Annotated in this window: 29 protein-coding genes and 1 riboswitch; of the genes, 19 read left to right on the top strand and 10 right to left on the bottom strand. The window is 72.6% G+C overall.

What is annotated here, in order from left to right:
- Positions 1-5: 5 nt before the first annotated feature.
- Complete coding sequence (locus E1200_RS06960) at positions 6-1,262, bottom strand: acyl-CoA dehydrogenase family protein (protein ID WP_131950970.1); 1,257 nt, start codon at positions 1,260-1,262, stop codon at positions 6-8.
- Between the two features lie 68 nt (positions 1,263-1,330).
- Between E1200_RS06960 and E1200_RS06955 the strand changes: the two genes are divergently transcribed.
- Positions 1,331-2,107 (top strand): enoyl-CoA hydratase/isomerase family protein, encoded by a 777-nt coding sequence (locus E1200_RS06955; RefSeq protein WP_131950969.1) that lies wholly within the window; start codon positions 1,331-1,333, stop codon positions 2,105-2,107.
- A gap of 319 nt (positions 2,108-2,426) precedes the next feature.
- A riboswitch (cyclic di-AMP (ydaO/yuaA leader) is annotated at positions 2,427-2,602 on the top strand.
- Between the two features lie 6 nt (positions 2,603-2,608).
- Entirely contained in the window at positions 2,609-3,259 is a 651-nt protein-coding gene (locus tag E1200_RS06950) for a M15 family metallopeptidase (protein ID WP_131950968.1), read from the top strand.
- A gap of 5 nt (positions 3,260-3,264) precedes the next feature.
- Here the strand turns inward: E1200_RS06950 and E1200_RS06945 are convergent, their stop codons facing one another.
- Together E1200_RS06945 and E1200_RS06940 are read right to left on the bottom strand one after the other, a co-directional pair.
- Positions 3,265-3,669, bottom strand: coding sequence for a hypothetical protein (locus tag E1200_RS06945; RefSeq protein ID WP_131950967.1), 405 nt, complete (start codon positions 3,667-3,669; stop codon positions 3,265-3,267).
- 197 nt (positions 3,670-3,866) lie between these two features.
- Positions 3,867-4,223 carry a hypothetical protein gene (locus tag E1200_RS06940; RefSeq protein WP_131950966.1) on the bottom strand — a complete coding sequence of 119 codons (357 nt, stop codon included), beginning with the start codon at positions 4,221-4,223 and terminating at the stop codon, positions 3,867-3,869.
- Between the two features lie 194 nt (positions 4,224-4,417).
- Here E1200_RS06940 and E1200_RS06935 point away from each other — a divergent pair, with 194 nt between their 5' ends.
- Both E1200_RS06935 and E1200_RS06930 read left to right on the top strand, forming a co-directional pair.
- Positions 4,418-4,948 carry a TIGR03086 family metal-binding protein gene (locus tag E1200_RS06935; protein ID WP_207933217.1) on the top strand — a complete coding sequence of 177 codons (531 nt, stop codon included), beginning with the start codon at positions 4,418-4,420 and terminating at the stop codon, positions 4,946-4,948.
- Between the two features lie 62 nt (positions 4,949-5,010).
- The gene (locus tag E1200_RS06930) at positions 5,011-5,472 is read left to right on the top strand and encodes a ribosomal protein L7/L12 (RefSeq protein WP_165950221.1); all 462 of its coding nucleotides are present in this window, start codon (positions 5,011-5,013) and stop codon (positions 5,470-5,472) included.
- A 52-nt stretch (positions 5,473-5,524) separates the two neighbouring features.
- On the opposite strand, the gene E1200_RS06925 is transcribed toward E1200_RS06930, so the two are convergent.
- Positions 5,525-6,316: a GntR family transcriptional regulator gene (locus tag E1200_RS06925; protein ID WP_207933216.1), complete on the bottom strand. Its 792-nt coding sequence runs from the start codon at positions 6,314-6,316 to the stop codon at positions 5,525-5,527.
- A gap of 123 nt (positions 6,317-6,439) precedes the next feature.
- Between E1200_RS06925 and E1200_RS06920 the strand changes: the two genes are divergently transcribed.
- Positions 6,440-8,596, top strand: coding sequence for an acyl-CoA dehydrogenase (locus E1200_RS06920; RefSeq protein WP_131950963.1), 2,157 nt, complete (start codon positions 6,440-6,442; stop codon positions 8,594-8,596).
- A gap of 43 nt (positions 8,597-8,639) precedes the next feature.
- On the opposite strand, the gene E1200_RS06915 is transcribed toward E1200_RS06920, so the two are convergent.
- Positions 8,640-9,653 (bottom strand): aldo/keto reductase, encoded by a 1,014-nt coding sequence (locus tag E1200_RS06915; protein ID WP_131950962.1) that lies wholly within the window; start codon positions 9,651-9,653, stop codon positions 8,640-8,642.
- Between the two features lie 420 nt (positions 9,654-10,073).
- Between E1200_RS06915 and E1200_RS06910 the strand changes: the two genes are divergently transcribed.
- The 10 genes from E1200_RS06910 to hypE are packed head-to-tail and all read left to right on the top strand — an operon-like array spanning position 10,074 to position 16,456.
- The gene (locus E1200_RS06910; protein WP_131950961.1) at positions 10,074-10,763 is read left to right on the top strand and encodes a DUF6084 family protein; all 690 of its coding nucleotides are present in this window, start codon (positions 10,074-10,076) and stop codon (positions 10,761-10,763) included.
- A complete protein-coding gene (locus tag E1200_RS06905; protein ID WP_131950960.1) occupies positions 10,751-11,644 on the top strand; it encodes a hypothetical protein in 894 nt (297 codons plus the stop codon). The genes E1200_RS06910 and E1200_RS06905 overlap by 13 nt, the downstream gene beginning before the upstream one ends.
- On the top strand, positions 11,641-12,174 hold the full coding sequence (locus tag E1200_RS06900) for a hydrogenase maturation protease (protein ID WP_207933215.1): 534 nt from the start codon (positions 11,641-11,643) through the stop codon (positions 12,172-12,174). Before E1200_RS06905 ends, E1200_RS06900 begins: the two co-directional genes overlap by 4 nt.
- A 20-nt stretch (positions 12,175-12,194) precedes the next feature.
- Positions 12,195-12,326 (top strand): hypothetical protein, encoded by a 132-nt coding sequence (locus E1200_RS35185; protein ID WP_279484049.1) that lies wholly within the window; start codon positions 12,195-12,197, stop codon positions 12,324-12,326.
- Positions 12,327-12,336: 10 nt separating this feature from the next.
- Complete coding sequence (locus E1200_RS06895) at positions 12,337-12,933, top strand: SIS domain-containing protein (RefSeq protein ID WP_131950959.1); 597 nt, start codon at positions 12,337-12,339, stop codon at positions 12,931-12,933.
- Positions 12,930-13,160 carry a HypC/HybG/HupF family hydrogenase formation chaperone gene (locus E1200_RS06890; protein WP_131950958.1) on the top strand — a complete coding sequence of 77 codons (231 nt, stop codon included), beginning with the start codon at positions 12,930-12,932 and terminating at the stop codon, positions 13,158-13,160. The genes E1200_RS06895 and E1200_RS06890 overlap by 4 nt, the downstream gene beginning before the upstream one ends.
- On the top strand, positions 13,157-13,840 hold the full coding sequence (locus tag E1200_RS06885) for an SIS domain-containing protein (protein WP_131950957.1): 684 nt from the start codon (positions 13,157-13,159) through the stop codon (positions 13,838-13,840). Before E1200_RS06890 ends, E1200_RS06885 begins: the two co-directional genes overlap by 4 nt.
- On the top strand, positions 13,840-14,109 hold the full coding sequence (locus E1200_RS06880; RefSeq protein ID WP_131950956.1) for a HypC/HybG/HupF family hydrogenase formation chaperone: 270 nt from the start codon (positions 13,840-13,842) through the stop codon (positions 14,107-14,109). The genes E1200_RS06885 and E1200_RS06880 overlap by 1 nt, the downstream gene beginning before the upstream one ends.
- On the top strand, positions 14,109-15,233 hold the full coding sequence (gene hypD / locus E1200_RS06875; RefSeq protein ID WP_131950955.1) for a hydrogenase formation protein HypD: 1,125 nt from the start codon (positions 14,109-14,111) through the stop codon (positions 15,231-15,233). The genes E1200_RS06880 and hypD overlap by 1 nt, the downstream gene beginning before the upstream one ends.
- Entirely contained in the window at positions 15,230-16,456 is a 1,227-nt protein-coding gene (hypE, locus tag E1200_RS06870; protein ID WP_279484048.1) for a hydrogenase expression/formation protein HypE, read from the top strand. Before hypD ends, hypE begins: the two co-directional genes overlap by 4 nt.
- 85 nt (positions 16,457-16,541) lie before the next feature.
- Here the strand turns inward: hypE and E1200_RS06865 are convergent, their stop codons facing one another.
- On the bottom strand, positions 16,542-17,321 hold the full coding sequence (locus E1200_RS06865; protein ID WP_207933218.1) for an alpha/beta hydrolase: 780 nt from the start codon (positions 17,319-17,321) through the stop codon (positions 16,542-16,544).
- Between the two features lie 276 nt (positions 17,322-17,597).
- Positions 17,598-18,506 (bottom strand): NADP-dependent oxidoreductase, encoded by a 909-nt coding sequence (locus E1200_RS06860; protein ID WP_131950953.1) that lies wholly within the window; start codon positions 18,504-18,506, stop codon positions 17,598-17,600.
- Between the two features lie 114 nt (positions 18,507-18,620).
- On the opposite strand from E1200_RS06860, the gene E1200_RS06855 reads away from it, so the two are divergent.
- Positions 18,621-19,064 carry a helix-turn-helix domain-containing protein gene (locus E1200_RS06855; protein ID WP_131950952.1) on the top strand — a complete coding sequence of 148 codons (444 nt, stop codon included), beginning with the start codon at positions 18,621-18,623 and terminating at the stop codon, positions 19,062-19,064.
- 3 nt (positions 19,065-19,067) lie between these two features.
- Here the strand turns inward: E1200_RS06855 and E1200_RS06850 are convergent, their stop codons facing one another.
- A complete protein-coding gene (locus E1200_RS06850) occupies positions 19,068-20,021 on the bottom strand; it encodes a YafY family protein (RefSeq protein WP_131950951.1) in 954 nt (317 codons plus the stop codon).
- Positions 20,022-20,082: 61 nt separating this feature from the next.
- Here E1200_RS06850 and E1200_RS06845 point away from each other — a divergent pair, with 61 nt between their 5' ends.
- Positions 20,083-20,649: a DinB family protein gene (locus tag E1200_RS06845; protein ID WP_131950950.1), complete on the top strand. Its 567-nt coding sequence runs from the start codon at positions 20,083-20,085 to the stop codon at positions 20,647-20,649.
- Complete coding sequence (locus E1200_RS06840; protein ID WP_131950949.1) at positions 20,646-21,083, top strand: VOC family protein; 438 nt, start codon at positions 20,646-20,648, stop codon at positions 21,081-21,083. Before E1200_RS06845 ends, E1200_RS06840 begins: the two co-directional genes overlap by 4 nt.
- A gap of 46 nt (positions 21,084-21,129) precedes the next feature.
- Here E1200_RS06840 and E1200_RS06835 read toward each other — a convergent pair whose 3' ends face one another.
- Entirely contained in the window at positions 21,130-22,134 is a 1,005-nt protein-coding gene (locus E1200_RS06835; RefSeq protein WP_131950948.1) for a hypothetical protein, read from the bottom strand.
- Positions 22,134-22,709 (bottom strand): sigma-70 family RNA polymerase sigma factor, encoded by a 576-nt coding sequence (locus E1200_RS06830; protein ID WP_131950947.1) that lies wholly within the window; start codon positions 22,707-22,709, stop codon positions 22,134-22,136. The genes E1200_RS06835 and E1200_RS06830 overlap by 1 nt, the downstream gene beginning before the upstream one ends.
- A gap of 117 nt (positions 22,710-22,826) precedes the next feature.
- Between E1200_RS06830 and E1200_RS06825 the strand changes: the two genes are divergently transcribed.
- Positions 22,827-23,376, top strand: a 550-nt coding sequence (locus E1200_RS06825) for a DUF2332 family protein (RefSeq protein WP_131950946.1), incomplete at its 3' end; no start/stop codon positions are given.

The raw sequence follows: 23,376 nt of genomic DNA, 5'->3' as shown, positions 1-23,376 counted from the left end.
CCCCGTCAGCGCACCTTGTTCGGCCCGGCGAAGCCGAACAGGTAGCCGGCGACCCGGCGCATCTGGATCTCCTCCGACCCCTCGGTGATCCGGTAGCGGCGGTGGTGCCGGTAGATGTGCTCGAACGGGGTGTGGCGGGTGTAGCCCATGCCGCCGTGGACCTGCATCGCGCGGTCGGCGGCCTCGCATACGAACCGGTTCGCCCGGTAGTTGCACATCGAGACCCGGTCGCTGATCTCCATGTGCGGCAGCCGGTCCAGTTCCCAGGCCGTCTTGCGGACGAGCCCGCGCAGCATCTCGGCCTCGGTCTGCAGCTCCACCAGCGGCCACTGGACGGCCTGCCGGGTCGCCAGCGGCCGGCCGAACGTGACGCGCTCGCGGGCGTACTCGACGCTGCGGTCGATGCAGTACTGCCCGGCGCCGACGCCGGAGGCGGCCTGCCGGATCCGGTTCTCGTGGACGAACGTCTGGGCCACCGCGAGCCCCTCGCCCTCCGCGCCGAAGATCGCCGAGTGCGGCACCCGGACGTCGCGGATCGTCACCTCGGCGTGGTCGGTGGGCATGTTGAACGTCCACCAGTGGAAGTCGACCGAGAAGCCCGGCGCGTCGGTCGGCACGAAGAACGCGGTGATCCCGCGGGCGTCGCCGTCCTCGCCGCCGGTGCGGGCGAAGACCACGTCGTGGGTGGCGGAGTGCATGCCGGAGTTGAACCGCTTGGCGCCGTTGATGACCCAGTCGCCGCCGTCGCGGACCGCGGTCGTCTCCATCCAGGTCGCGTCGCTGCCGTGGTCGGGCTCGGTGAGGCCGAAGCCGATGCGCTTGGCGCCGGTCAGCATCGGCTCCAGGTACTCCTGCTTCTGCTCGGGCGTCCCGAACTGCAGCAGCATGTGCGCGAACGGGAAGTTCCCCACCACCGACGCCTCGTTCTGCAGGTCGTTGTGGAGGCCGAGCCCCTTGTGCGCCAGGTGCTCGCGGATCACCGCCATGTCGAGGTTGGTCCCGCCGGAGCCGCCGGCCTCCTTCGGGAGCCCGAAGCGCAGCCACCCGGCGGCGTCCGCGCGGCGGAACATCTCCCGGAGCAGCTCCTCCCATTCCGGACGCGGCACGCCCCCGTTTTCGAAGTCGGTGCGGGCGTACTCGCGGCGGTGGTCGAAGAACCGCTCGTTGTCGTCCTGCTCCTGCAGCGGCACGATCTCCCGCTCGATGAACGCGTCCAGTTCCGCGAGACGCCTGGTCAGCTCGTCGGGCAGCGCGAAGTCCACAAATCCTCCTGAACGTTTGTTTAACTAGCATCACACCGACCGTCCCGCCGAGCCAAGGGGGAACACGGATGCGCGAGATCCGGTACGAGGCGGCCGACGGCGTCGCGACGCTGACCATCGACCGTCCGGAGAAGCGCGGCGCCATGACGTACGCGATGCTGGCGGAGTTCTCCGCGCGGGTCGCGGACGCCGGTGCCGACCCGGCCGTCACCGTGCTGATCGTCACCGGCGTGCCGGGCAGCTTCTGCGCCGGCATCGACCTGGCCGACCTCGCCTCCCGGTCCCCCGACGACCGGGAAGGGGACGGACCGGACGAAGGCGACGGACTCCCGCTCCTCATGGCCTGCCCGAAACCGGTCATCGCCGCAGTGGACGGCATGGCGGTCGGCATGGGCGCGGAGTTCGCGACCCAGGCGGACCTGCGGGTCGTCTCGTCCCGGGCCAAGTTCCGGTGGAACTTCGTACACCGCGGTCTGGTGGCCGACACGGGCGCCGGGACGTGGCTGCTGCCCCGGCAGATCGGCGTCGGCCCCGCGCTGCGCCTCCTCTACACCGGTGCCGACCTCACCGCCGAGGAGGCTCTGTCACTCGGCTTCGCGACGACCGTCGTGGAGCCGGAGGCCCTCCCGGGGGCGGCGCGCGAACTGGCCGCCGCGATCGCCTCGGCGTCCCCTTTCGCCCTTAACCGCACGAAGAGGCTCGCCCTCACCGGTATGTCGGCCGACCTACGCGACCACGTCGCGGCCACCCGCACGGCCCTGGCCGAATGCTTCGTCTCCGAAGACCACGCCGAGGGTGTCGCCGCCTTCCTCGAACGCCGCACTCCCAAGTTCACCGGCCGCTGACGCCGCAGCCGCGTGGGGCGCCCACCAGGAACAGGAGCACCCCGCGTCTGACCCGGTCTACGTTTACCGCGTGCCGCTGTGACGGAGTGCCCTCGGCAGCATGCCGCCCCCCTCCGAAAGGCCGGCGGTCAATGTGACCCTTCACCGCCGGACTCCGTGCCGAGTGGTCGCGGCCCACCGGAAGGAGTGCAGGTGGGGTGCGGTTTGGGGGGTGTTTGCGCGCACTTGAAGGTTTGATACCGTCTGTCCGGATCGGTGCCTGCCAGGTGCCGTAGCCATCTGAACGTGTCCGTTCCGCCTGGGGCCTCTCTTGGCCGGGCGGGCGGCTGCGCCGAGTCCGCGTGGTGCGCGGAGCCGGGGAACCAGCGCGATGTGCGGTCCATGCCGCCTCGCAGGGGTGAATCGACGCCTCCTCGCCACGTGCGACGAGGGTCGTAGGGCGACTTCCATGCCCGAATCCGTCAGCTAACCCGGTAGGCGGCATGGAAGGAGCAAACTGCCGTGATCGGTCGGCATCGTAAGAAGAAGTTCGAGCCCGCCCCCGTGCTGAGCGTCGTCCTCGCCGGTGTCTTCGCGGGCGCCGTGGCCGTGGCGCCGCTGGACGGTGGTCCGGCGGACGGCGGTTCCGCGGACTCCAAGGAGCCTCCGTCAACGAAGGCCGTCGCGGAGCGCGTCGACAGGTCGGCGACGAAGCGGGACGCTGCGCCGCCGCGTGAGGCGCCGGACGACTGCGACCCCTCGGAAAGCGTGGACGAGTACCCCAACGGCCGGATCCCGGTCGATCAGCTCTGCAAGCTGCCCCAGGACGGGGAGTACCTGCGCGCGGACGCAGCGGTGGCCTTCTACAAGCTCAACGTCGCCTACCACGAGCGCTTCGGTAAGCAGATGTGCGTGCGGAGCTCCTACCGGGGCTACAACAAGCAGAAGGAGCTCTACCAGCGGATGCCGGCGGGGATGGCCGCGCGGCCCGGCAACAGCAAGCACGGGATCGGGATCGCCGTCGACCTGTGCGACGGCGTCCAGCGCGCGAGTTCACCCCAGTTCAAGTGGCTGGAGGACAACTCCGAGAAGTACGGCTGGATTCACCCCAAGTGGGCCTACAGCAGCCCGTACGAGCCGTGGCACTGGGAGTTCGACGTCGGCCAGGAGTAGGGGCCTCACCTGTCGCGGAAGAAGCCGTGGCGGGCGAGGATCTCGGCGAGGCGGCGGCCGGTGTGGGTGAGGATCATCCCGGTGCCGCGGCAGGTCTCGCAGGCGGCCTCCTCCGGGACGTCGGGCCGGGCCCTCATGTGGTCGTCGATCGCGCGGTCGATGGCGGCGACGATGGAGGGCTCGGCCGGTCCCAGTCCGACCGGGCCGTAGGAGACGTCCTGGTGCGGGGCCATTTCGGCGGCCCTGCGCGCCGCCTGGGCGACGCGGACCAGCTCGTCGGCCTGCCGGTACCAGGTGCGCCACTCCTCGCGGACGACGCCGCCCGTGCCGCCGCACGTTCCGCATCCGGTTTCGAGCGCCGCCAGGAACGGCGCCCAGGGATCGCCGGGGCCGGGCGCGTCGCCCCTCATCCGGCACGCGCCGTCACGGTTCGCCGCCGACCACGGGTACCGGCTGCTCTCCCACGTCCGGTGATACGCGGACGGAGAGCCGTGGGTTCGACGGGCGTCGCCGGGCCGATCCTTCGTTGACTTGCGGCGTGTTGCCCTTATGGAGCGCTCCATAAGGGCAACACGCCGCAAGTCAACGGGGACGGGGACGTGGGTGGTTAGTTGATGTTCAGGTCGCCTTTTATGTCTCTTAGCTGGACCACCCTGTCGGCTTGGCCGTTGAAGACGTTGACTACGCCCTCGTCGTTCGCGGACGCCTTCGTCTGGGCCTGGTTCCAGAAGGTCTCCAGCTCGGCGCGGAGTTCGGGGTCGTCGTCCAGGACGCGCCGGACCACCCCCTGGACGGCCTCTGGGTCCGCGGAGGCCAGGGCCGCCTCGTCGGAGGGACGTCCGCGCATCCGCTCGCGCACCCGCCGGCACATTTCAGCGACGGCCGCGCGGACGGGTTCGCCCGCGACCTCGACGGCTTTGCCGGCCATGGCGGTGGCGATCGCCACGGTCATGGGATCTGTCATGTGTTCAGTGCATCACGCCCTGTCGCTCCTGTGAGGGGTTCGTCCCATGTCGGCCCCGGGCGCGTCCCTGGGGCGGACGGGACCGGCTCCGGGGCCGATGACTTTCCGGGGCGGGGGCGGTCCACACGGAAGACGCACGCCACACGATTGGATCGCCGATGCACGAGCCGTGTCCGGACCTGAAGGGCCGGTGGATGCTGGAGCGGGCGATCGGCTTCGCGCTGACGTCCGTGCAGGCGGTGACGCCCGACATGCTTCCGCGCCGGACGCCGTGCGCCTCCTGGGATCTTGAGATGTTGCTCCTGCACCTCGGGGAGTCTCTGTCCGCGCTGCACGAGGGCCTCGCCCTGGGGAGCGTGAAGCTGGCCTCGGTTCCGCTTGCGCAAGACGCGCATCCAGTTTCGGTCGTGCGGGTTAGCGCGATCCGGGTGTTGCGCGCGTCCGGAGCCTTGGGACGGGTGGAGATCGGCGACCGTCGGCTAGAGGGCGACCTCATGGCCGCCGCGGGCGCGGTGGAGGTGGCGGTGCATGGATGGGACATCGCGCAGGCGTCGGGGGAGCGCAGGCCCGTTCCGTGCGGTCTGGCGGAGCAACTCCTCAAGGTCTGCCCTGCCGTGATGCCAGGGGTGCGCGACCGGTTGTTCGCCGAGCCCGTCGAGTCAGGGCCGGACGCTGACGCGGGGGAGCGGCTGGTGGCCCGGCTCGGGCGGCGCCCGCTGCGCTGAGGATGCGGCCGCCCGCGCGGAACGGAAGAATCGGGTGCCGGTCGCACCGAGGGAGAGAACCAGTGAAAAAGTCCGCCCCGTACCTGCTTCCCGAAGGCCGCGAACGGGTGCTGGAGATGATCGGCAAGGGCCATTACATCCCGGCGATCAAGCTCGTCCGGGAGATCACGGGCCTCGGGCTGAAGGAGGCCAAGTACTACGTGGACGGCCTGAAGGGCGAGGCGTTCGCCCGGGTCGTCTCGCCGGAGGCCCAGGGCAGGGCGCGTGTGCTGATCGCGGAAGGCAGGCCGAAGGAAGCGGTCAAGCTGATCCGCAGGGAGCTCGGCCTGGACTCCAGGGCGGCGAAGGACTACGTCCGGTCCCTCCAGGGCGGGCTCATCAGCACGGCGCCGGCGGGCATGCTGTCGGACCGGGTCCGGGCGTTCAAGCAGGCCGGCGACCACGAGTCGGCGATCGCGCTGGTGTGCGCCGAGACGGGCATGCGGCGGGACGAGGCGCTGCGCTTCGTCGAGGCGATCCGCTAGCCCCAATCCGCTGGCCGCGGTCTGCTGGCCGCGGTCTGCTGGCTGCGGTTCGCTAGCGGTGGTCCGGGGTGGGGAACAGTTCCACCGGCTGTTCCAGGAACGCCTTTGCCGTGTGGGACATGTGGAGCCGCCAGTGGGCCTCGGCGGCGTCGGCGTCGCGCGCCTCGACCAGGTCGCAGAACGTCCGGTACGACCGGGCCGCCCGTTTGCGCCCGGTGATGCTCGTGACCTGCCCCGACCGGCGGTAGAACGCCGAGACGACCTCGCTCAGCAGCCGCGCGAACAGGGCCATCGAGGCGTTCCCGGCGTGCTCGAACAGCTTGTCGTGCACCAGTGCCGCCGCCTCGCCGAACGCGGTGCCGTCCGCGATGTGCGCGGTGGCCGCGGCGGCGTCGACCGCGGCCCGGAAGTCGGCGAGCGCCTCGGGCGTGTGGTTCTCGGCGAACATCCGCGCCAGCCACGGCTCGATCGCCGCCCGGGAGGCGTAGAGGTCGTTCATCGGGACGCCCTCGATCTGCAGCAGCAGCGCGAACATCCGGGAGATGTGCTCGACCGTCGGCCGCGTCACGCGCGGCCCGCCGTTGCGGCCGCGCAGCACCGTGACCAGGCCCTCGGACTCCAGGATCCGCAGCGCCTCGCGGAGGGTGCTGCGGGCGATGCCGAAGACCTCCATGAGCTCGTCCTCGGTGGGGAAGCGGTCGCCCGGCCGCAGTTCACCGCGGGCGATCTGCGAGCGTATGGACGACGCCACCAGCTCCGACGTGCGGGCACCCCGCCCGGCGGGTCGCGGGATCCGCACGGGTTCGGGCGCCCGGTCGCGGGGCGCGGCCGGTTCCCGTCGCATGGGACCGCTCCTTCCCGTGGGGAGGTCGACCGGGCCAGAATAACAACGCAATCAATCTACTGATTTGCTGTAGAGCCGGGCGGCCGTCAGGACGCCGGGAGCGGAACGACCCTTGGAGGGGCCATGGCGATCGCCATCACCGAGGAACACCGGGAGCTGGCGCGGACGGTGCGCTCGTTCCTGCGCGACCAGGACGCGCGGGCCGCGAACCGGGCGCTGCTGGAGGCGGACAAGGAGGAGCCGCCCGCCTTCTGGGCGGACTTCGCGGGCCTCGGCCTGCTCGGCCTGCACCTCCCCGAGGAGCACGGCGGCGGCGGGGCGGGGCTGCAGGAGCTCGTCGTGGTCGCCGAGGAGCTCGGCCGGGCCGCCGCGCCCGGACCGGCGCTGCCCACGATGACGGCGTCCGCGGTGATCGCCGCGTCCGGTGACGACGAGCTGCGCGCACGGCTGCTGCCCGGCCTGGCCTCCGGGGAGACCGTGGCGGCCGTCGGCCTGGACGGCTCGGTGACCGTGGCCGGCGGCACCGCCTCCGGGGACGCCGGGGTCGTGCTCGGCGGCGGGCTCGCGGAGCTGCTCGTCCTCGCCGCCGGTGACGACATGGTCGTCGTGCGGGCGGACGCGGCGGGCGTCACCGTCGACGTCCCCGGCAACCTCGACCCGTCCCGCCGGTCGGCGCGCGTCAGCCTCGACGGCACCCCGGTCGAGGCGGTGCTCGCCGGCGCCCGCGGGCACGCGACCGCCGTCGCCCGCACGCTGGCCGCCGCCGAGGCGGTCGGCGGTGCCCTCGAATGCGTGGAGACCTCGACCGAGTACGCGAAGGTGCGCCGGCAGTTCGGGCGGCCGATCGCGACGTTCCAGGCGGTCAAGCACCACTGCGCGAACATGCTCGTCGCCGCCGAGCTGGGCACGGCGGCGGTGTGGGACGCGGCGCGGGCGGCGTCCGCCCCGGCCGACCAGTTCGAGCTGGCCGCGGCCGTCGCGGCGGCGCTCGCGATCCCCGCGTTCACCGGGAACGCGGGCCTCAACATCCAGGTGCACGGCGGGATCGGCTTCACCTGGGAGCACGACGCGCACCTGCTGCTGCGCCGGGCCGCGACGCTGGAGGCGGTGTTCGACCCGCACGCCGCGGAGCGGGACGTGACGCGGCTGCGGGCCGCCGGGGTCGCCCGGAAGGCGAACCTCGACCTGCCGCCGGAGGCGGAGGCGGAGCGGCCGCGGATCCGCGAGCTGGCCCGGGAGATCGCCGCGCTGCCGGAGGCCGAGCAGCGGGCCAAGCTGATCGAGACGGGTTACGTCCAGCCGCACTGGCCGCGCCCCTGGGGCGTGGAGGCGAGCGCCGGGCTGCAGCTCGTCATCGAGGACGAGTTCCGCTCCGCCGGCGTCAAGCGTCCCCAGTACGGCATCACCGGCTGGGTCATCCTGACCCTGGTCCAGCACGGCACGCAGGACCAGATCGACCGCTGGGTGCGGCCCGCGCTCAACGGCGACGAGATCTGGTGCCAGCTGTTCAGCGAGCCGGAGGCCGGGTCGGACGCGGCGGCGGTGAAGACCCGGGCCGTGAAGGTGGACGGCGGCTGGCTCGTCAACGGGCAGAAGGTCTGGACGAGTGGCGCGCACTACTGCCGCTGGGGCTTCGCGACCGTCCGCACCGACCCGGACGTCGCCAAGCACGCCGGCGTCACGATGGTCGTGATCGACATGAAGCACCCCGGTGTCGAGGTCCGGCCGCTGCGCCAGACGACCGGTGACTCCGACTTCAACGAGGTGTTCTTCTCCGACGTCTTCGTCCCCGACGCGGACGTCGTCGGCACTCCGAACGAGGGGTGGTCGGTGGCCCGCGCGACCCTCGGCAACGAGCGCGTCAGCATCGGCGGCGGTGTCGGCGGCCCGCCCGGACCCGACCTGTTCCAGCTCTACGCGAAGCGCGGCGACCGGGTTCCCGGGGCGGCCGAGCGCGTCGGCGCGCACTCGGCGCGCGAGCAGGCGCTCCGGCTGCTGAACCTGCGGTCCGCGGAGCGCGCGGTCGCCGGGGGCGAGCCGGGGCCGGAGGGCAACATCACCAAGCTGGTCCTCGCCGAGCACGCGCACGCCACGGCCGAGCTGCTCGCCGAGTTCGCCGGGCCGGACGCCGCGTTCACCGACGGGCCGCTGGCGCAGGCGGCGAGCCGGCTGCGGCTCGGCTCGCGCGGGCTGTCGATCGCGGGCGGCACGTCCGAGATCACCCGCAACCAGATCGGTGAGCGGATCCTCGGCCTGCCGCGCGACCCGCTGATCAAGTAGGCGCCTCCGGGCCCCGGCGCACCGAGCGCCGGGGCCCGGGCGTTCACCGGCGCCGGTTGCGCGGCCGCAGCGCCGGGTTGCCGGACATGTGGTCGATGCCGGGCATGTCGGTCCCCGGCGGGACGACCTCGTCGATGGCGTCGAGCACCGCGCCGTCGAGCCGCACGTCGGCTCCCGCCAGCAGGTCCTCCAGCTGCTCCATCGTCTTCGGCCCGATGATGGCCGAGGTCACGGCCGGGTGCTCGGTGACGAACCCGAGCGCGAGGTGGGTCAGCGAGAGCCCGGCGTCGTCGGCGATCTTCGTGAGCCGCTCGACCGCGGCGAAGCGGTCGGGCGTGCTCGGGTCCGTGCCGAGCCGGTCGCCGTGCGCGAAGCGGGAGCCCGCGGGGGCCTGCTCGCCGCGCCGGTACTTGCCCGTCAGCCATCCGCCGGCCAGCGGGCTCCACGGGATGACGCCCATGCCGTGCCGCTGCGCCGCGGGCAGCACGTCCGTCTCGATCGCGCGGGCGAAGACCGAGTACTGCGGCTGCTCGCACACGAACCGCTCGGTGCCGCGCCGGGCGGCGGCCCACTGCGCCTCGACGATCCAGTCCGCCGGGAACGACGACGACCCCAGGTAGAGCACCTTGCCCTGGCGGACGAGGTCGTCGAGGGCGCCCAGGGTCTCCTCAAGGTCGGTGTTCCAGTCGTGCCGGTGCATCTGGTAGAGGTCGATGTGGTCGGTGCCCAGCCTGCGGAGGCTGTCCTCCACGGCCCGGACGATCCACCGGCGGGACCCGCCGCGCATGTTGCGGTCCTCGCCCATCGGGTTGAAGAACTTGGTGGCGAGGACGAGGTCGTCCCGCCGCCCCTTGATCGCGCGGCCCACGATCTCCTCGCTCGCGCCGCCCGAGTAGATGTCCGCGGTGTCGATGAAGTTGACGCCCGCCTCCAGGGCCCGGTGGACGATGCGCTCGCACTCGGCGTAGTCGGCGTTGCCGACCGTACCGAACATCATCGCGCCGAGACACTGCGTGCTGACCTTGACACCGGTCCGTCCGAGCCTGCGGTACTCCATGCTGATGGGCTCCCTTCCTGTTCCCCGAAACGCTAGAACCTGGAGCCCGCTCAAGGTCAACCCCGGAGCCGGACGCGGCGGCGGGTACGGGGTTCGGAACGGCCGTGGAAAGTCTTTTTCAATGGCGCGCGGCGCAGCGCGCCCGCAAATCGGTCAATTATCCATGAATTGCGAGTCGGTCGTCCGGTGAAGTGGGCCGCTCCAGGGGCTTTCCGTGCCGTTGCCGTATGCCCATCCCGGCGAGATCTCCCCTGGTCGGATGCTGGTTTTGCCAAATTCGGGTCATTGTTCCGCTGGCTTTCCCGCGGGTGTTTCGGGGCGTCTTCGCCGGGCAGTGCGAATTGATGATGATCTCCACCGGGCGGGTGGACGCGATGGTGAGTGTCGAGGGGATGGAAAGACCATGATCGAGGGTCCGTCATGAGCACGCCGCCGGAACTGGGACTCGACCTGCTGGGCATCGAGGCGGAGACGTTCGCCGCGACCCCGACGCTGAACCTGCGGATCGGCCTGCGGCGGCTGGACGGCGGGCCCGTCCAGTGCGTCCTGCTCACCACGACCGTGACGATCGCGGCGGGGCGCCGCTCCTACGACGACGGCGAGCGGGAGCGGCTCGCCGGCGTGTTCGGCGACCCCGGCCTGTGGGACAGGTCGCTGCACGGCCTGACGTGGGGGCGCATCGGCGCGACCGTGCCGACGTTCCGCGGCGACGCCGAGGTGACGCTTGCGCTGGCGTGCGGGCACGACATGCAGGTCGCGGCCGACCGCTACTTGCACGCGCTCCGCGGCGGCGACGTCCCGCTCGACCTCACCTTCAATGGCACGGTGTTCTATCCGGGCGAGGACGGGCGGCTGCGCACCGGCCAGATCCCCTGGCACCACGAGGCCACCGGGCGGCTACCCGTCCAGACCTGGCGGAACCTGATGGACCGCTACTACGGGTCCGCCCGCTGGCTCCGCCTGGACGACGACTGCTTCGGGCGCCTGGCCGCCTACCGGGCGCGGCGGGCGCACTCGTCCTTCGACGACACGGTCGACGAACTCCTCCGCCGCGCGGAGATGCTGCAGGACGTCCCTGAGCTGCGCGAGGAGGGAGAGTGGACCGCGTAAGGGCGATCGCCGACGTGGTCCTCTACGAAGGCCACGAACTCTGGCCCTCCAGGCGCTCCACACCGAGCACCGGGCAGCGGTGGACGATCGACGGTGTTTATCCGCGCCCCTACGCGGAACTGGTCGGCGACCGCTGGACGGCCTGCGCCGAGTTCCTCATGGAGGGCTCGCCAGAGGCGGACGTCGAGGTCACGCTCCGGTTCCTGCACGCGGTGCACCGCCAGGCCATGGACGGCGACGCCCCGGTGGACGACGTCCTGGCCGGCGGCGGGATCCGCGAGACCCGCCGGGAGGCCCGCGAACGCGAGATCACCGGCGGCCGGGTCCCCGTGGCGCGGCTGCTGCGCTCGCCCGTGCGTATCCCGGTCGCGGTGGCGGCCGGCACCGACGAGGAGGACCTCGGCGGCGGGGCCCGGTTCCTGCGCCTGTGGCACCGGGTGGACGGGACGGTCGAGGTCTCCGCCGCCGCGGTGGGGGACGGCGTCGTCCGGCTGCGGGTCGAGGTCGTCAACACCGGCCGCGCCGAAGACCGCGACGAGGCCGTGCAGGCGGGCATGATGTGCGCCCACGTGGTCGTGCGGGCGCGCGGCGCGGCGTTCGTCTCGCCGGGCGACCCGCCCGAGCGGCTGGCCGGGGCGGCGGCGGAGTGCGCGAGCGACGGGCTGTGGCCGGTGCTCGCGGGCGCGCCGGGCCGCTACGACACCGTCCTCGCCGCGCCGGTCGTCCTGTACGACTGGCCGCAGGTCGCGCCGGAGGGCTCGGTGTTCGACGGCACCGGGGCGGGGCGGCTGCTCGTCCGCGACGTGCTCGGCCTCGGCGCGCAGGAGCGGCGGGAGACGGCGGCCGCCGGGGAGGCGCTCATGGGCGGGGACGCCCGGTGACGCGGTCCCGCGCGGTGCTCGTGGCGGGCATCGGGAACGTGTTCCACGGCGACGGCGGCTTCGGCGTGGAGGTCGCCCGGCGGCTGCGGCGGCGCCCGCTGCCGCCGGGCGTGGACGTCGCCGACTTCGGCATCCGGAGCACCGACCTCAGGTACGCGCTCGGCGCGGACTACCGGACGGTCGTCCTGGTCGAGGCGACGGCGCGCGGCCTCGTGCCCGGCACCGTCTCGCTCGTCGAGCCCGGCGAGATCCCCGGCGAGATCCCCGGCGAGGTCTTCGGTGAGATTCCCGGCGGTCCGCCGGGCGACGCGGTGCACGCGCTCGACCCGGTGCGGCTGGCCAGGGAGGACGGCAGGGTCCCGGCCCGGACCCTGCTCGTCGCGTGCGAGCCGTCGGAGCGGGCCGCGCACCCCCCGTGGGAGATGGGGCTCAGCCGGCCGGTCGCCGCCGCCGTGGCCGAGGCCGTCCGGCTGGTCGAGATGGTCGCCGCCCGGGAGACCGGGCGGCTGCTCACCGGGGCGCCCGCGTGAGCGACCGAAGGGGGACAGGCATGCGGAAGGGAATGCGGATCGGCCCGGACGCGCTCCGGACGATCATCGCGCTGTTCGTGCTGGCGCTGGTCGCCGGGTTCGTCCGGGACGCACCGGCCCTGCGCCGGTACCTGAAGTCGGGCACCCCGTGAGCGGGCACCGATGACCGAGACCGTGACCGAGGTGTTCCGGCGCCGCGCCGCGCCCGGCGCCGCGCTCGCCGGGGACGCCGGGACCATCGCCGCCGCCTGCCACGCGATGGCGGTCCGCTTCCACCGCGGCGGCCGGCTGTTCACGTTCGGGACGGGCGGCGCCGCCACCGACGCCCAGCACGTGGCGGTCGAGTTCGTCCATCCGGTGATCGTGGGGAAGCGGGCGCTGCCCGCGCTGTCGCTCACCGGGGACGTCGCGACCCTCACCGGCGTCGGCGCGGACGCCGGCTTCGACGAGATCTTCGCGCACCAGCTCCGCTGCTTCGGCGGCCGGGACGACATGGCGCTCGGCGTCTCGCCGGACGGCCGGTGCGGCAGCGTCCGGCGCGGGCTGGAGACCGCCCGCGATCTCGGGATGCTCACGGTCGCGCTGGCGGGCGGCGCCGGGGACGCGCTCGCCGGGGCGGCCGACCACCTGGTCACGGTGCCGTCCGCCGATCCGCGCGTCGTGAAGGAAGTGCACGTCACGGCCTACCACGTGCTCTGGGAACTGGTCCACGTGTTCCTGGAGCAGCCGGACGTGCTGGGCGGGGAGGACGGCGCATGACGCGGAACGAGACCGATGGGGCGGATGCGGTCTGCGCCGGCGACCACTGCGTGACCTGCTCGGACGAGGCCGTCCCCGTCCGGATCCTGCGCATCGGGCACGACGGCCTCGCGGACGTCGACACCGGGGACGGCCGGGTCGAGCAGGTCAGCGTGGCGCTGGTGGACGCCGTGGCGGGCGACACCGTCCTCGTCCACGCCAAAGAGGCCATCGGAGTCGTGAGATGACCGGTATGCAGCAGCTCTACCCGTTCCTGTACGGGGGCGGCCGCGGGCTCGACGCCCTGATGGCCGACGTCCGCCGCTCGACCGCCGAGAAGACGGCCGACATCGCCCGGCTGCGCGAGTCCGTCCTGGAGGAGTACGGGGAGGCCCTCGCGGTGTGCGCGGCCCGGATGGCGGACGCGTTCCGCTCCGGCGGCCGGCTCTTCACGTTCGGCAACGGCGGCAGCTCGACCGACGCGCAGGACGTCGCCGCGCTGTTCCTCAACCCGGGCGGCGCCGGGCGGCCGCTGCCCGCGCTGGCCCTGACGACCGACGTCGCCGTGCTGACCGCGCTGTCCAACGACATCGGGTTCGAGGTGGTGTTCGCGCGGCAGCTCGCCGCGTTCGGCCGGCCGGGCGACATCGCGCTCGCGCTGTCCACCAGCGGGAACTCCGACAACCTGATCGCGGCGCTGCGGGAGGCGGGGCGGCGCGGCATGCTCGCCGTCGGCCTCGCCGGGTACACCGGCGGCCAGATGGCCGAGGAGCCCGCGTTCTCCGCCCCCGGACGGCACCACCTGTTCGTGGTGCCGTCATCGTCCGTGCACCGCGTCCAGGAGGCGCAGGCGACGGTCTACCACGCCCTGTGGGAGCTGACGCAGGCGGAACTGGCAAGGCCGGAGAGCACGGGGGAGGCCCGCTGATGTGCCTGGCGATACCCGGCGAGATCGTGGAGATCGAGGCGGACCGCCCGCTGGCGGTGGTCGACATCACCGGCGTCCGGCGGACGGTCAACATCGGCCTGCTCGACCGGGAGGCGCTCGCCGCCGGCGACTGGGTCCTCATCCATGTCGGCTTCGCCATGTCGAAGATCGACGAGGCGGAGGCGCAGGCCACGCTGCGGATGCTCGAAGGGCTCGGCGAAGCCTACGACGACGAGATCGACGCGCTGCGGGAATCGAGGATCGACTGATGCGCTACGTCGACGAGTACCGGGACGCGGACAAGGCCCGGACGCTGGCGGGCTCCATCGCGTCCCTGTGCGAGCCGGGCCGCCGCTACAAGTTCATGGAGGTGTGCGGGGGCCACACCCACACCATCTACAAGCACGGGCTAGAGGACTACCTGCCCGAGACCATCTCGCTCGTGCACGGCCCAGGGTGCCCCGTCTGCGTGATCCCGATGGGACGCGTGGACGACGCCGTCCACATCGCGTCCCAGCCGGACGTCATCATGACGTCCTTCGGCGACATGATGCGGGTGCCGGGCGGCAACGGCTCCTTCTTCGACGCCAAGGCCGCCGGGGCCGACATCCGGATGGTGTACTCGCCCCTGGACGCGCTGAAGATCGCCCAGCAGAACCCGGACCGGCGCGTCGTCTTCATGGGGATCGGGTTCGAGACGACCGCGCCGTCCACCGCGATGACGGTGCTGCGCGCGGCGGCCCAGGGCACCCGCAACTTCTCGGTCTTCAACAACCACGTGACGATCCTCCCGGCGATCAAGGCGATCCTCGACTCGCCGGACCTGCGGCTGGACGGCTTCATCGGCCCCGGCCACGTGTCGACCGTCATCGGCTGCCGCCCGTACTCGTTCATCACCGGCGACTACGACAAGCCGCTGGTCGTCGCGGGGTTCGAGCCGCTGGACCTGCTCCAGTCGGTGCGCATGCTGCTGGCCCAGCTCGCGACGGGACGCTCCGAGGTCGAGAACCAGTACGGCCGGGTCGTCCCGTGGGACGGCAACCCGAAGGCGCTGGAGGTCATCGGCCGGACGATGGAGCCGCGGCCCTACTTCGAGTGGCGCGGCCTCGGCTTCATCTCGCACTCCGCGCTCCGCTTCCGGGACGAGTACGCGGCCTACGACGCCGAGCGCGTCTTCGACGTCCCGGGCGGCCGGGTCGCCGATCCGAAGGCGTGCCAGTGCGGCGAGGTGCTGAAGGGCGTCCTCAAGCCGTGGGAGTGCAAGGTGTTCGGGACGGCCTGCACGCCGGAGACGCCCATCGGCACCTGCATGGTGTCGTCCGAGGGCGCCTGCGCCGCGTACTACAACTTCGGCCGCTTCACCCGCGAGCGCGTCAAGGAGGCGACCCGGTGACCGGACGGGACACGGCGACGGACGGCGGCACGCCGGGAACGGGCGGCACGGTGACGACGGGTGGCACCGTGACGACGGGCGGCACGGGGAAGACGGGCGGCACGGGGAAGACGGGCGGCACGGGGAAGACGGGCGGCACGGGGAAGACGGGCGGCACGGTGACGATCCGGGAGGAGCAGGTCCTCGAACGCATCGACCGCGCCCGGTCCCGCAAGGCCCGCCTCCGCGAGGACACGATCACGCTCGCGCACGGCTCCGGCGGCAAGGCCACCCACACCCTGATCGAGGCCGTCTTCCGCGAGGCGTTCGACAATCCGCACCTGGACCGCCTCGACGACTCCGCCCACCTCACCGTGAACGGCACCCGGCTCGCCTTCACCACGGACTCCTACGTCGTGTCGCCGTTGTTCTTCCCCGGCGGCGACATCGGCGACCTGGCCGTCAACGGGACCGTCAACGACCTCGCCGTCTCCGGCGCGACGCCGCTGCACCTGTCGGCCGGGTTCATCCTCGAAGAGGGCTTCCCCGTCGCCGACCTGCGCCGCATCACCGAGTCGATGAGCCGCGCCGCCGAGGCCGCCGGCGTGGACATCGTCACGGGCGACACCAAGGTCGTCGAGCGGGGCAAGGGCGACGGCTGCTACATCAACACCGCTGGGGTGGGCCTCGCGCACGGCGGCGCCGCCGACGTCCGGCCGGGGGACGCGGTCCTCGTCACCGGCCCGATCGGCGAGCACGGCGTCACGATCATGCTGGCGCGCGGCGGGCTCGGCATCGAGGCCGACGTGGTCTCCGACACCGCCCCGCTGAACTGCCTGCTCGCCGAGGTCCGCGACGCCTGCCCCGGCGCCGTCCGCCGGATGCGCGACGCCACCCGCGGCGGGGTCGCGACCGTCCTCAACGAGCTGGCGACCGACGCGGGCGCGGCCGTGGTGGTGGACGAGTCGGCCGTCCCCGTGCGGCCCGCCGTGCGCGGTGCCTGCGAGCTCCTCGGCATCGACCCGATGTACGTGGCCTGCGAGGGCCGCGCGGTGATCGTCGTCGCGCCCGAGGCCGCGGACGCCGCCCTGGCCGCCCTGCACCGCCACCCGCTCGGCGCGGACGCGGCGGTCATCGGCCACGTGCGCGAGGACCCGCCCGGCCTCGTCCTGCTGAAGACCGTCTTCGGCGGCACCCGCATCGTCGACCTGCTGGTGGGCGACCCGCTGCCCCGCATCTGCTGACCCGCATCTGCCGACCCGGCTAGCCCGCACGCGACGGAACGCCTCCGCCACCGAGGTGGGGTGGCGGAGGCGTCCGGGCCGTCCGTCAGCTCAGGTTCTTCTGCCGCACGGACCACTCGCCGCCGCACAGGCCGCAGTCCGGGCCGACGAACATCTGCCGGGCCTGGGCGTCGCCCTTGAGCTGCCACTTGAGCCAGGCGGCGCCGACGCGGCCGAACTCGCCGCCGTTGGGCTGCCCGTAGGTGCCCATGTGGCCGACGTCGAGGTTGCCCATGAAGGCGGGCAGGCCGGACGGGAGCCGGTCCCAGTCGTCCATGGCGTTCTCGTAGGCGATGTCACCGGGACCGCCGATGAAGTAGCCGATCGGGGCGCGCAGGCGGGCCAGCTTGCGCTTGTCGAGCGCGCTCATGAAGCCGCTGTTCCAGATGCCGGTCGCGTCGACCCGCGGATCGGTGGACACCTCGTAGGCCTCCAGGCCGCCGCACGACTGCCCCATCACCGCGACGCTCTCGGTGTCGATCTTCCCCCGGTACTTGCTGCCGAGGCGGCCGTTCTCGGCGACGGCCCAGTCGATGGCCTCGGTCAGCATCTCCGGGTCCGTCCGCCCGAAGCCGTTCGGCCTGCCGTTCGCGATGACGAGGAAGCCGTGCGAGGCCAGTTCCTTCAGGAAGTTCTCGAACATCGTCCCGTCGGCGGAGCAGGCGCCGTTGCCCCACGCGACGATCGGCAGCCTGATCCCGGACGGGAGGGTCTCGGGCCGGTAGACGGTGTGGCTCCGGAGGCGGAGCGTGGTCTCGTAGTCCGCCGGGTAGGGGCCCGTGCCGCCGGGACGGGCCTGCGCGGGCGCCGCCAGAATTCCGATCATCAGGAGCGGGGCGCACAGGACGATGAGCGCTCTTCGGATGAGCCTCTTCACGGTGATTCCTTCCTTGCGACGAGGGGCATCGCCCGGAATGTCGCAAGGGGGACCGGCGGTATCAAGAGGAGCGCGGGATGACTGGCGATTGTACCGATGAAACCGTCCGCGACGATTGTGCGACGGCACAATGGAATGGGCCGGAGAACAATACGAAAGGGCGCGTCCCGCATTGGGGGCGCGCCTTTTCGTATGAGCCATTCAAGACCGTCGGACGTCCGTAGCTCAGGGCTGGAGGACGAACTTCCCCCGCACACCGCCCCTGGCGACCCTGCGGTGGACGTCGGCGGCCTTCTCCAGCGGCACGACCTCGTGCACCCGCACCGGAAGCCGGCCGCTCGCGGCGGCGTCCAGCAGCTCGGCGAGCCGGTCGCGGTCGGCCTGCACGTCCAGCACGCGGACGGTGATGTCCCGCTCCTCCGGCGGCGCGGCGTTCGGCAGCACGCCGACGAAGAGGCCGCCGTCGCGGGCCAGCGCGAGGCCCTCCGCCTGGAGCGCGGCGGCGTCGGCCACCGCGTCCCAGCCGGGCGTCGCCTCCGCGGTGAAGCCGGCGCCGAGGCCGCGCACGAACGTCTCGTCCCCGGCGCGGGCCAGCCCGGTGACGCGCCAGCCGCGATCCTGGGCGAGCACGGCGACGTTCGCGCCGACCGCGCCCGCGGCCCCGGTGACCAGCAGCGTCCGGCCGTCCCCGTCCCCGAGCAGGCCGACGAGCCGGGCCGCGGCGAGCCCGTTGAGCGGGACCGCCGCAGCCGTCGTCAGGTCGAGCGCCTCGGGGACGAGGGCGAGGTCGTCCGCCGGGACGACCAACTGCTCGGCGTACGTCCCGAAGTCGCGGTCGAAGCCGGGCAGGAGCCCCGCGACTCGGCTGCCCACCGGGAACGGGGCGCCCGGGCCGGCGGCGGCGACCGTCCCGGCGAACTCCCAGCCGAGCCCGACGTGCCCGGTCCGCTGGATCAGACCGATCTCGTGGAAGAACCCGGACACGACCGCGAGGTCGACGGGGTTCACCGCGGCGCCCGCGATCGCGACGCGCACCTCACCGGGCCCCGGCTCGGTGACCGGCACGTCGATGATCTCGATGTGGTCGGGGCTGCCCGGCGCGCGGACGACGGCGGAACGGAAAGTGGTCGACATGGTCGCCTCCCATGGAGATGTCTGGTTCGCTCCTCCACAATGGAGGGGTAGCTCTCCAGCGGGAAGAACGCACCTGGAAGTGCGTAGCTCACCGCGAGGTAGGAAGGAGCGAGGATGGCGACGAGGACGGCGGCCCAGAAGCGGGCCGAGGCGAAGATGGAGTACGACGCGTTCCTGGCGGAATGCCCCAGCCGCCAGCTCCTCGACCGGATCTCCGACAAGTGGGTCGCGCTGGTCCTGGCCGCACTCGGCGGCGACGACGTGTACCCCGGGAGCGACCGCGCCGGCGGGCCGGTGCCGATGCGCTACTCGGAGCTGGCGCGGCGGCTGGCCGGGGTCAGCCAGAAGATGCTCACCCAGACGCTCCGCTCCCTGGAGCGCGACGGCCTGGTCACCCGCTCGGTGACCCCGACCGTCCCCGTCACGGTCACCTACGAGCTGACCGGCCTCGGAATCTCGCTCCACAGGGCGATACGCGGCATCAAGCTCTGGGCTGAGACGCATATGGACGAGGTGATCGCCAACCGCGAGCGGTACGACGCCCCTCCGGAGGGGTGACGGTCAGCCGGCCATCGCCGCGAGCCGGCGGCCGAGGCGGGCGGCGGCGTCCCGCAGCTCCGGCGGCTCCAGCACCTCGGCCGCCGGGCCCAGCATCGCGATGCGCATGGCGAGCCAGTCCAGGTCGTCGCCGCCGACGATGAGCACGCACCACCCGTCGCGGTCGTCCTCGACCCGGCCGACCTGCGGCGGGACCATCTCGCGCACCCGGTCGGGCGGCGCGTGCACCCGCACCCGCGCGAGATGCCGGTACGGCGCGGCGGTGACCGACCGCTGCACGTAGGCGACCGGGTCCGGATGCTCCCGCGGCCGAAAATGCCAGGTCGTCGCGGTGACGTCGCGCATCCGGTCCAGCCGGAACGTGCGCCAGTCGCCGCGATCGGCGTCCCAGGCCATCAGGTACCAGCGGCGGGCGGTGGCGACCATCCGCACCGGCTCGACCGTCCGCTCGCGCTCCTCGCCGCCGCGCGCCGCGTACCGGAACCGCACCCGCACGGCGTCGCGGCAGGCCCGCGCGAGGGTCACCAGCACCTCCGCGTCGATCTCGATCCCCGGATCGACGAGTGTCTCGGTGGCGCCGTGCACGGCCCGTACCTCGGCGCGCAGCCGGGGCGGCATCACCTGGTCGAGCTTGCTGAGCGCCCGCAGCGCCGCCTCACCCGCCCCGGCGACCGTGCCCCCGGACGCCATCCGCAGCGACACCGCCGTCGCGATCGCCTCATCGTCGTCCAGCAGCAGCGGCGGCAGCCGGGTGCCCGCGCCGAGCCGGTACCCGCCGCCCACGCCCGCCGCCGCGTGTACCGGGTAGCCGAGGGCCCGCAGCCGCTCCACGTCCCGCCGCACCGACCGGTCGGTGACGCCCAGCTCGGCGGCGAGCTCCGCGGCCGTCCAGGACGACCGGCGCTGCAGCAGCCCCAGCAGCCGCAGGACCCGCTCGGTGGTCGCCTCGACACTCACGTCTCCAGCCTTCCACAGATCACGGAAGGATCCTGTCCGCAATAGGGGGCAGGGTGGACCCATGACCGACCTGAACTGGAACCCGCTCCTGCGCGACCAGGTCACCTGGCACTGGACGAACCAGCTGCGGCCGCGCCTCGACGGGCTCACCGACGAGGAGTACCGCTGGGAGCCGGTGCCGGGCTGCTGGAACGTCCGCCCGCGCGGCACCGGCACCGCGCCGGTGCAGGGCGGATCCGGGACGATGACCATCGACTTCGCGTTCCCGCCGCCCGACCCGCCGCCGTTCACCACGATCGCGTGGCGGCTCGGGCACGTCATCGTCGGCGTCCTCGCGATGCGCAACGCGTCCCACTTCGGCCGCCCGCCCACCGACTACCAGGCGTTCGAGTACGCCGAGACCGCGGACGCGGCCCTGGCCCAGCTCGACGCCGAGTACGCCGCCTGGCTCGCCGGAGTGGAGTCACTGGGCGAGGCCGGCCTCGCGCGCCCGTGCGGGGAGGCCGAGGGCCCGTTCGCCGCGGACCCCATGGCGCGGCTGGTCCTGCACATCAACCGGGAGCTGATCCACCACCTGTCCGAGGTGTGCCTGCTCCGCGACCTCTACCTGAACCGGGAGACCCGATGACCCGCGACATGCAGATCACGTTCGACTGCGCCGACCCGGCCGCCCTGGCGGCGTTCTGGGCCGAGGCCCTCGGCTACGAGCTGCAGAAACCGCCCGGCGAATTCACTTCGTGGGACGAGGCGCTGGACGCGTTCGGCGTCCCGCCCGAGAAGCGCAACGACATGTCGGCGGTCGTCGACCCGGAGGGCTCCCGCCCCCGCCTGCTCTTCCAGCGGGTGCCGGAGGGCAAGCAGGCGAAGAACCGCGTCCACCTGGACGTGCGTGCGGCCCCCGGCCTGGAGGGCGACGCCCGCATGGCGGCCCTGGAAGCGGAGGCCGAACGACTCGTCTCCCACGGCGCCACCCGCCTGGACCGCCACGAGCCCGCACCTCCGCTGATGTTCGGCCACATCGTGATGGCCGACCCGGAAGGCAACGAATTCTGCCTCGACTGACGGACGTGCGGGCCGCCCCGGGAAGGGACGGCCCGCACGCGAGGGGTCAGAACTTGCCGCTTCTGACGTCGGCGAGCGTCGCCCGGGACGTGTGGTAGTACAACGTCGTGGCCGACGTGCCCGGGGCCGTGCCGGAGAAGGCGACCGGCCGTCCCGTCTTCGCGTCGATGACGAGCGTCTCCTTGAACCTTCCGTTGGCGGGCCAGGAATTTACCAGCGTGAGCGTGGACCGTCCGGCGGTGGTGCTCTTGGTGACGTCGACCCGCGGCATCGTCGCCATGATGCGCAACACACCGGCCCGGACCTGCGGGTTCTCCGGCGCCGCGACCAGCGCGTCGATCGAGTTCGACCAGATGTGGTTGTCGGTGATCTGCTTCTTCTGCTCGGCGGTCGGCGGCTCCGGCGGCACGTACCTCTCGCCCCGCTCCTTGGCGTAGCCCTTGAGCCTTTCCGCCCTTTCCCGCTCCAGATCCGGCATCGTGTTCCCGGTGAGGCCGGCGCTGGCCATCCGTGCGCGCGCGGTGCCGATATCGCCCTTCACGGCGTAGAGCGCCGCAGCAATGGGGCCCTTGAACACGTCGTCACCCATGTTCTTGACGACGGCCCGCCGAAGGGCCTTCTTGTCGTTCCCCCAGTAATAGGTGCCGTCATCGGTGAACAGGCCGATGCCGTTGCCGCCGATCTCGGCGCCGGTCGGCGACTGGTTTCGAACTTCCACCAGCGTCGCGTCGCCGGGCATTTCGGACTGCAAGGGCGTGATGTCGGCCACCAGCGCGGTCAGGATCGGATTGGCCGCCTCCGCAGGCGGCTTGGCGGGCGCCGACGCGGACGTGCCGGCCACCGCCACCGCGACCGCGGCGGCGACCAGGGCGGCCGCCGCGCCGAACCCCACCGTCCGGCGCCCGCCCCATCGCCGCCGCGACGCGGACTGGGTCTTCGGCTCCTCGTCCTCCATCGCGGCCTGCAGCACCGCCCTGGCCTCGTCGAAAGCGCGCGGCCGTACCGGCTCGGCGTCCTTCAGCCTTCGCAGCAGGTCCATTTCATCGACCATCAGTTGGCCTCCTTCAGCGTGTGGTGACCGGCCAGCAGCGCCATCCCGGGCGCGTTCCGCAGCGCCGTGCGCGCCTCATGCAGGTGACGGCGCGCCGTCCCCGGCGGCATCCCGAGCGCCCGTCCCGCGTCCGCGACGGTCAGGTCCTCCCAGGCGACCAGGGTCAAGATCTCCCGCTGCTGCGGCCTGAGCAGCGCCAGAGCGCGCCGCAGCACCGACTCGGCGTCGACGCGGTCGTCCACGGCGGCCCACGGGTCCCACCCGGACGCCATGTCGCTCATGTCGGCCAGCGGCTCCTCGTCCCGCCGCGTCCGCCAGTGCCGCCGCAACGTGTTGTGCGCGACGCCGAACAACCACGGACCGGCGTCGGGGAACGAGCGGTCGTAGCTTGCCCGAGACGTGAAGGCCGCCACCCACACCTCGCCGAGCAGATCCTCCGCCGTCGCCCGGCCGGCCCGCCGCGCGAGGTAGGCCCCCACCGCCGCCTCGTGCCGCCGGACCACCTCGACGAACGCGTTCCCGTCGCCGTCGAGGGAACGGGCGATCAACTCCGCGTCATCTGAATCGGGTGTCATGACCCTCCTCGTTTCTGGATCGCCTTACACCCGGTAATTGCCGCCGGAGGAGGCAAAGCGTTCGGCCCAGGTCAACGGTGACGCCGTGCAGTAGAAGGCAGTGGTTGAATCGTCGGGATGCCAAGGAAGGCCCGCACACTCGCCCAGACGTACCGACGCTTCGCTGAGGTAGAGCCCGCCGGAACTTCCCCGCTGTACGAGCGCGTCGCCATCGCGTTGAGCGAATCCGCCGAGGCCCTGCATGCCATCGAAACGGCCCCGGCACGCAAGCGCCACCCCGCACTGATCCTGGCCGCCCTACACGACCTGGCACTCTCCGGCCGCGCCCCCGCACTGGCCGCGGCCTACACCGCCGCAAACCCCGACGCCGCCGCCGATGCCGCCCTCGACACGCTGCTGACCATGACCGACGAGGTCGCGACCATCGCCGCACACCGCAAAACCCGCACCGGCGAGACCGGACGCTACGCCGTGCTGTATCCGGCCATCACCGAGGCAGCGCACCGGGCAGGCGCGAACACGATCGGCCTGATCGACGTGGGCTGCTCGGCTGCCCTCAACCTCAACGTCGACCGCGTAGGCATCACCTACGGCCCCGGCCAGTCGCTGGGCGACCCGTCCTCTCCCGTGCAGCTGTCAGCGTCTCTCGTAGGGGAGCGTCCCGTCC

This window comes from Actinomadura sp. GC306, from assembly GCF_004348665.1.
Classification (GTDB): domain Bacteria; phylum Actinomycetota; class Actinomycetes; order Streptosporangiales; family Streptosporangiaceae; genus Spirillospora.
This window is presented reverse-complemented; position numbering and strand designations above follow the sequence as displayed.

What these genes read in the sequence shown, in the direction of transcription:
- E1200_RS06955 (WP_131950969.1), top strand. Translation starts at nt 1,331, where the DNA reads ATGCGCGAGATCCGGTACGAGGCGGCCGACGGCGTCGCGACGCTGACC.
- E1200_RS06945 (WP_131950967.1), bottom strand. Translation starts at nt 3,669, where the DNA reads ATGAGGGGCGACGCGCCCGGCCCCGGCGATCCCTGGGCGCCGTTCCTG.
- E1200_RS06940 (WP_131950966.1), bottom strand. Translation starts at nt 4,223, where the DNA reads ATGACAGATCCCATGACCGTGGCGATCGCCACCGCCATGGCCGGCAAA.
- E1200_RS06935 (WP_207933217.1), top strand. Translation starts at nt 4,418, where the DNA reads ATGCTGGAGCGGGCGATCGGCTTCGCGCTGACGTCCGTGCAGGCGGTG.
- E1200_RS06925 (WP_207933216.1), bottom strand. Translation starts at nt 6,316, where the DNA reads ATGCGACGGGAACCGGCCGCGCCCCGCGACCGGGCGCCCGAACCCGTG.
- E1200_RS06920 (WP_131950963.1), top strand. Translation starts at nt 6,440, where the DNA reads ATGGCGATCGCCATCACCGAGGAACACCGGGAGCTGGCGCGGACGGTG.
- E1200_RS06915 (WP_131950962.1), bottom strand. Translation starts at nt 9,653, where the DNA reads ATGGAGTACCGCAGGCTCGGACGGACCGGTGTCAAGGTCAGCACGCAG.
- E1200_RS06910 (WP_131950961.1), top strand. Translation starts at nt 10,074, where the DNA reads ATGAGCACGCCGCCGGAACTGGGACTCGACCTGCTGGGCATCGAGGCG.
- E1200_RS35185 (WP_279484049.1), top strand. Translation starts at nt 12,195, where the DNA reads ATGCGGAAGGGAATGCGGATCGGCCCGGACGCGCTCCGGACGATCATC.
- E1200_RS06895 (WP_131950959.1), top strand. Translation starts at nt 12,337, where the DNA reads ATGACCGAGACCGTGACCGAGGTGTTCCGGCGCCGCGCCGCGCCCGGC.
- E1200_RS06890 (WP_131950958.1), top strand. Translation starts at nt 12,930, where the DNA reads ATGACGCGGAACGAGACCGATGGGGCGGATGCGGTCTGCGCCGGCGAC.
- E1200_RS06885 (WP_131950957.1), top strand. Translation starts at nt 13,157, where the DNA reads ATGACCGGTATGCAGCAGCTCTACCCGTTCCTGTACGGGGGCGGCCGC.
- E1200_RS06880 (WP_131950956.1), top strand. Translation starts at nt 13,840, where the DNA reads ATGTGCCTGGCGATACCCGGCGAGATCGTGGAGATCGAGGCGGACCGC.
- hypD (WP_131950955.1), top strand. Translation starts at nt 14,109, where the DNA reads ATGCGCTACGTCGACGAGTACCGGGACGCGGACAAGGCCCGGACGCTG.
- E1200_RS06865 (WP_207933218.1), bottom strand. Translation starts at nt 17,321, where the DNA reads ATGATCGGAATTCTGGCGGCGCCCGCGCAGGCCCGTCCCGGCGGCACG.
- E1200_RS06860 (WP_131950953.1), bottom strand. Translation starts at nt 18,506, where the DNA reads ATGTCGACCACTTTCCGTTCCGCCGTCGTCCGCGCGCCGGGCAGCCCC.
- E1200_RS06855 (WP_131950952.1), top strand. Translation starts at nt 18,621, where the DNA reads ATGGCGACGAGGACGGCGGCCCAGAAGCGGGCCGAGGCGAAGATGGAG.
- E1200_RS06845 (WP_131950950.1), top strand. Translation starts at nt 20,083, where the DNA reads ATGACCGACCTGAACTGGAACCCGCTCCTGCGCGACCAGGTCACCTGG.
- E1200_RS06840 (WP_131950949.1), top strand. Translation starts at nt 20,646, where the DNA reads ATGACCCGCGACATGCAGATCACGTTCGACTGCGCCGACCCGGCCGCC.
- E1200_RS06835 (WP_131950948.1), bottom strand. Translation starts at nt 22,134, where the DNA reads ATGGTCGATGAAATGGACCTGCTGCGAAGGCTGAAGGACGCCGAGCCG.
- E1200_RS06830 (WP_131950947.1), bottom strand. Translation starts at nt 22,709, where the DNA reads ATGACACCCGATTCAGATGACGCGGAGTTGATCGCCCGTTCCCTCGAC.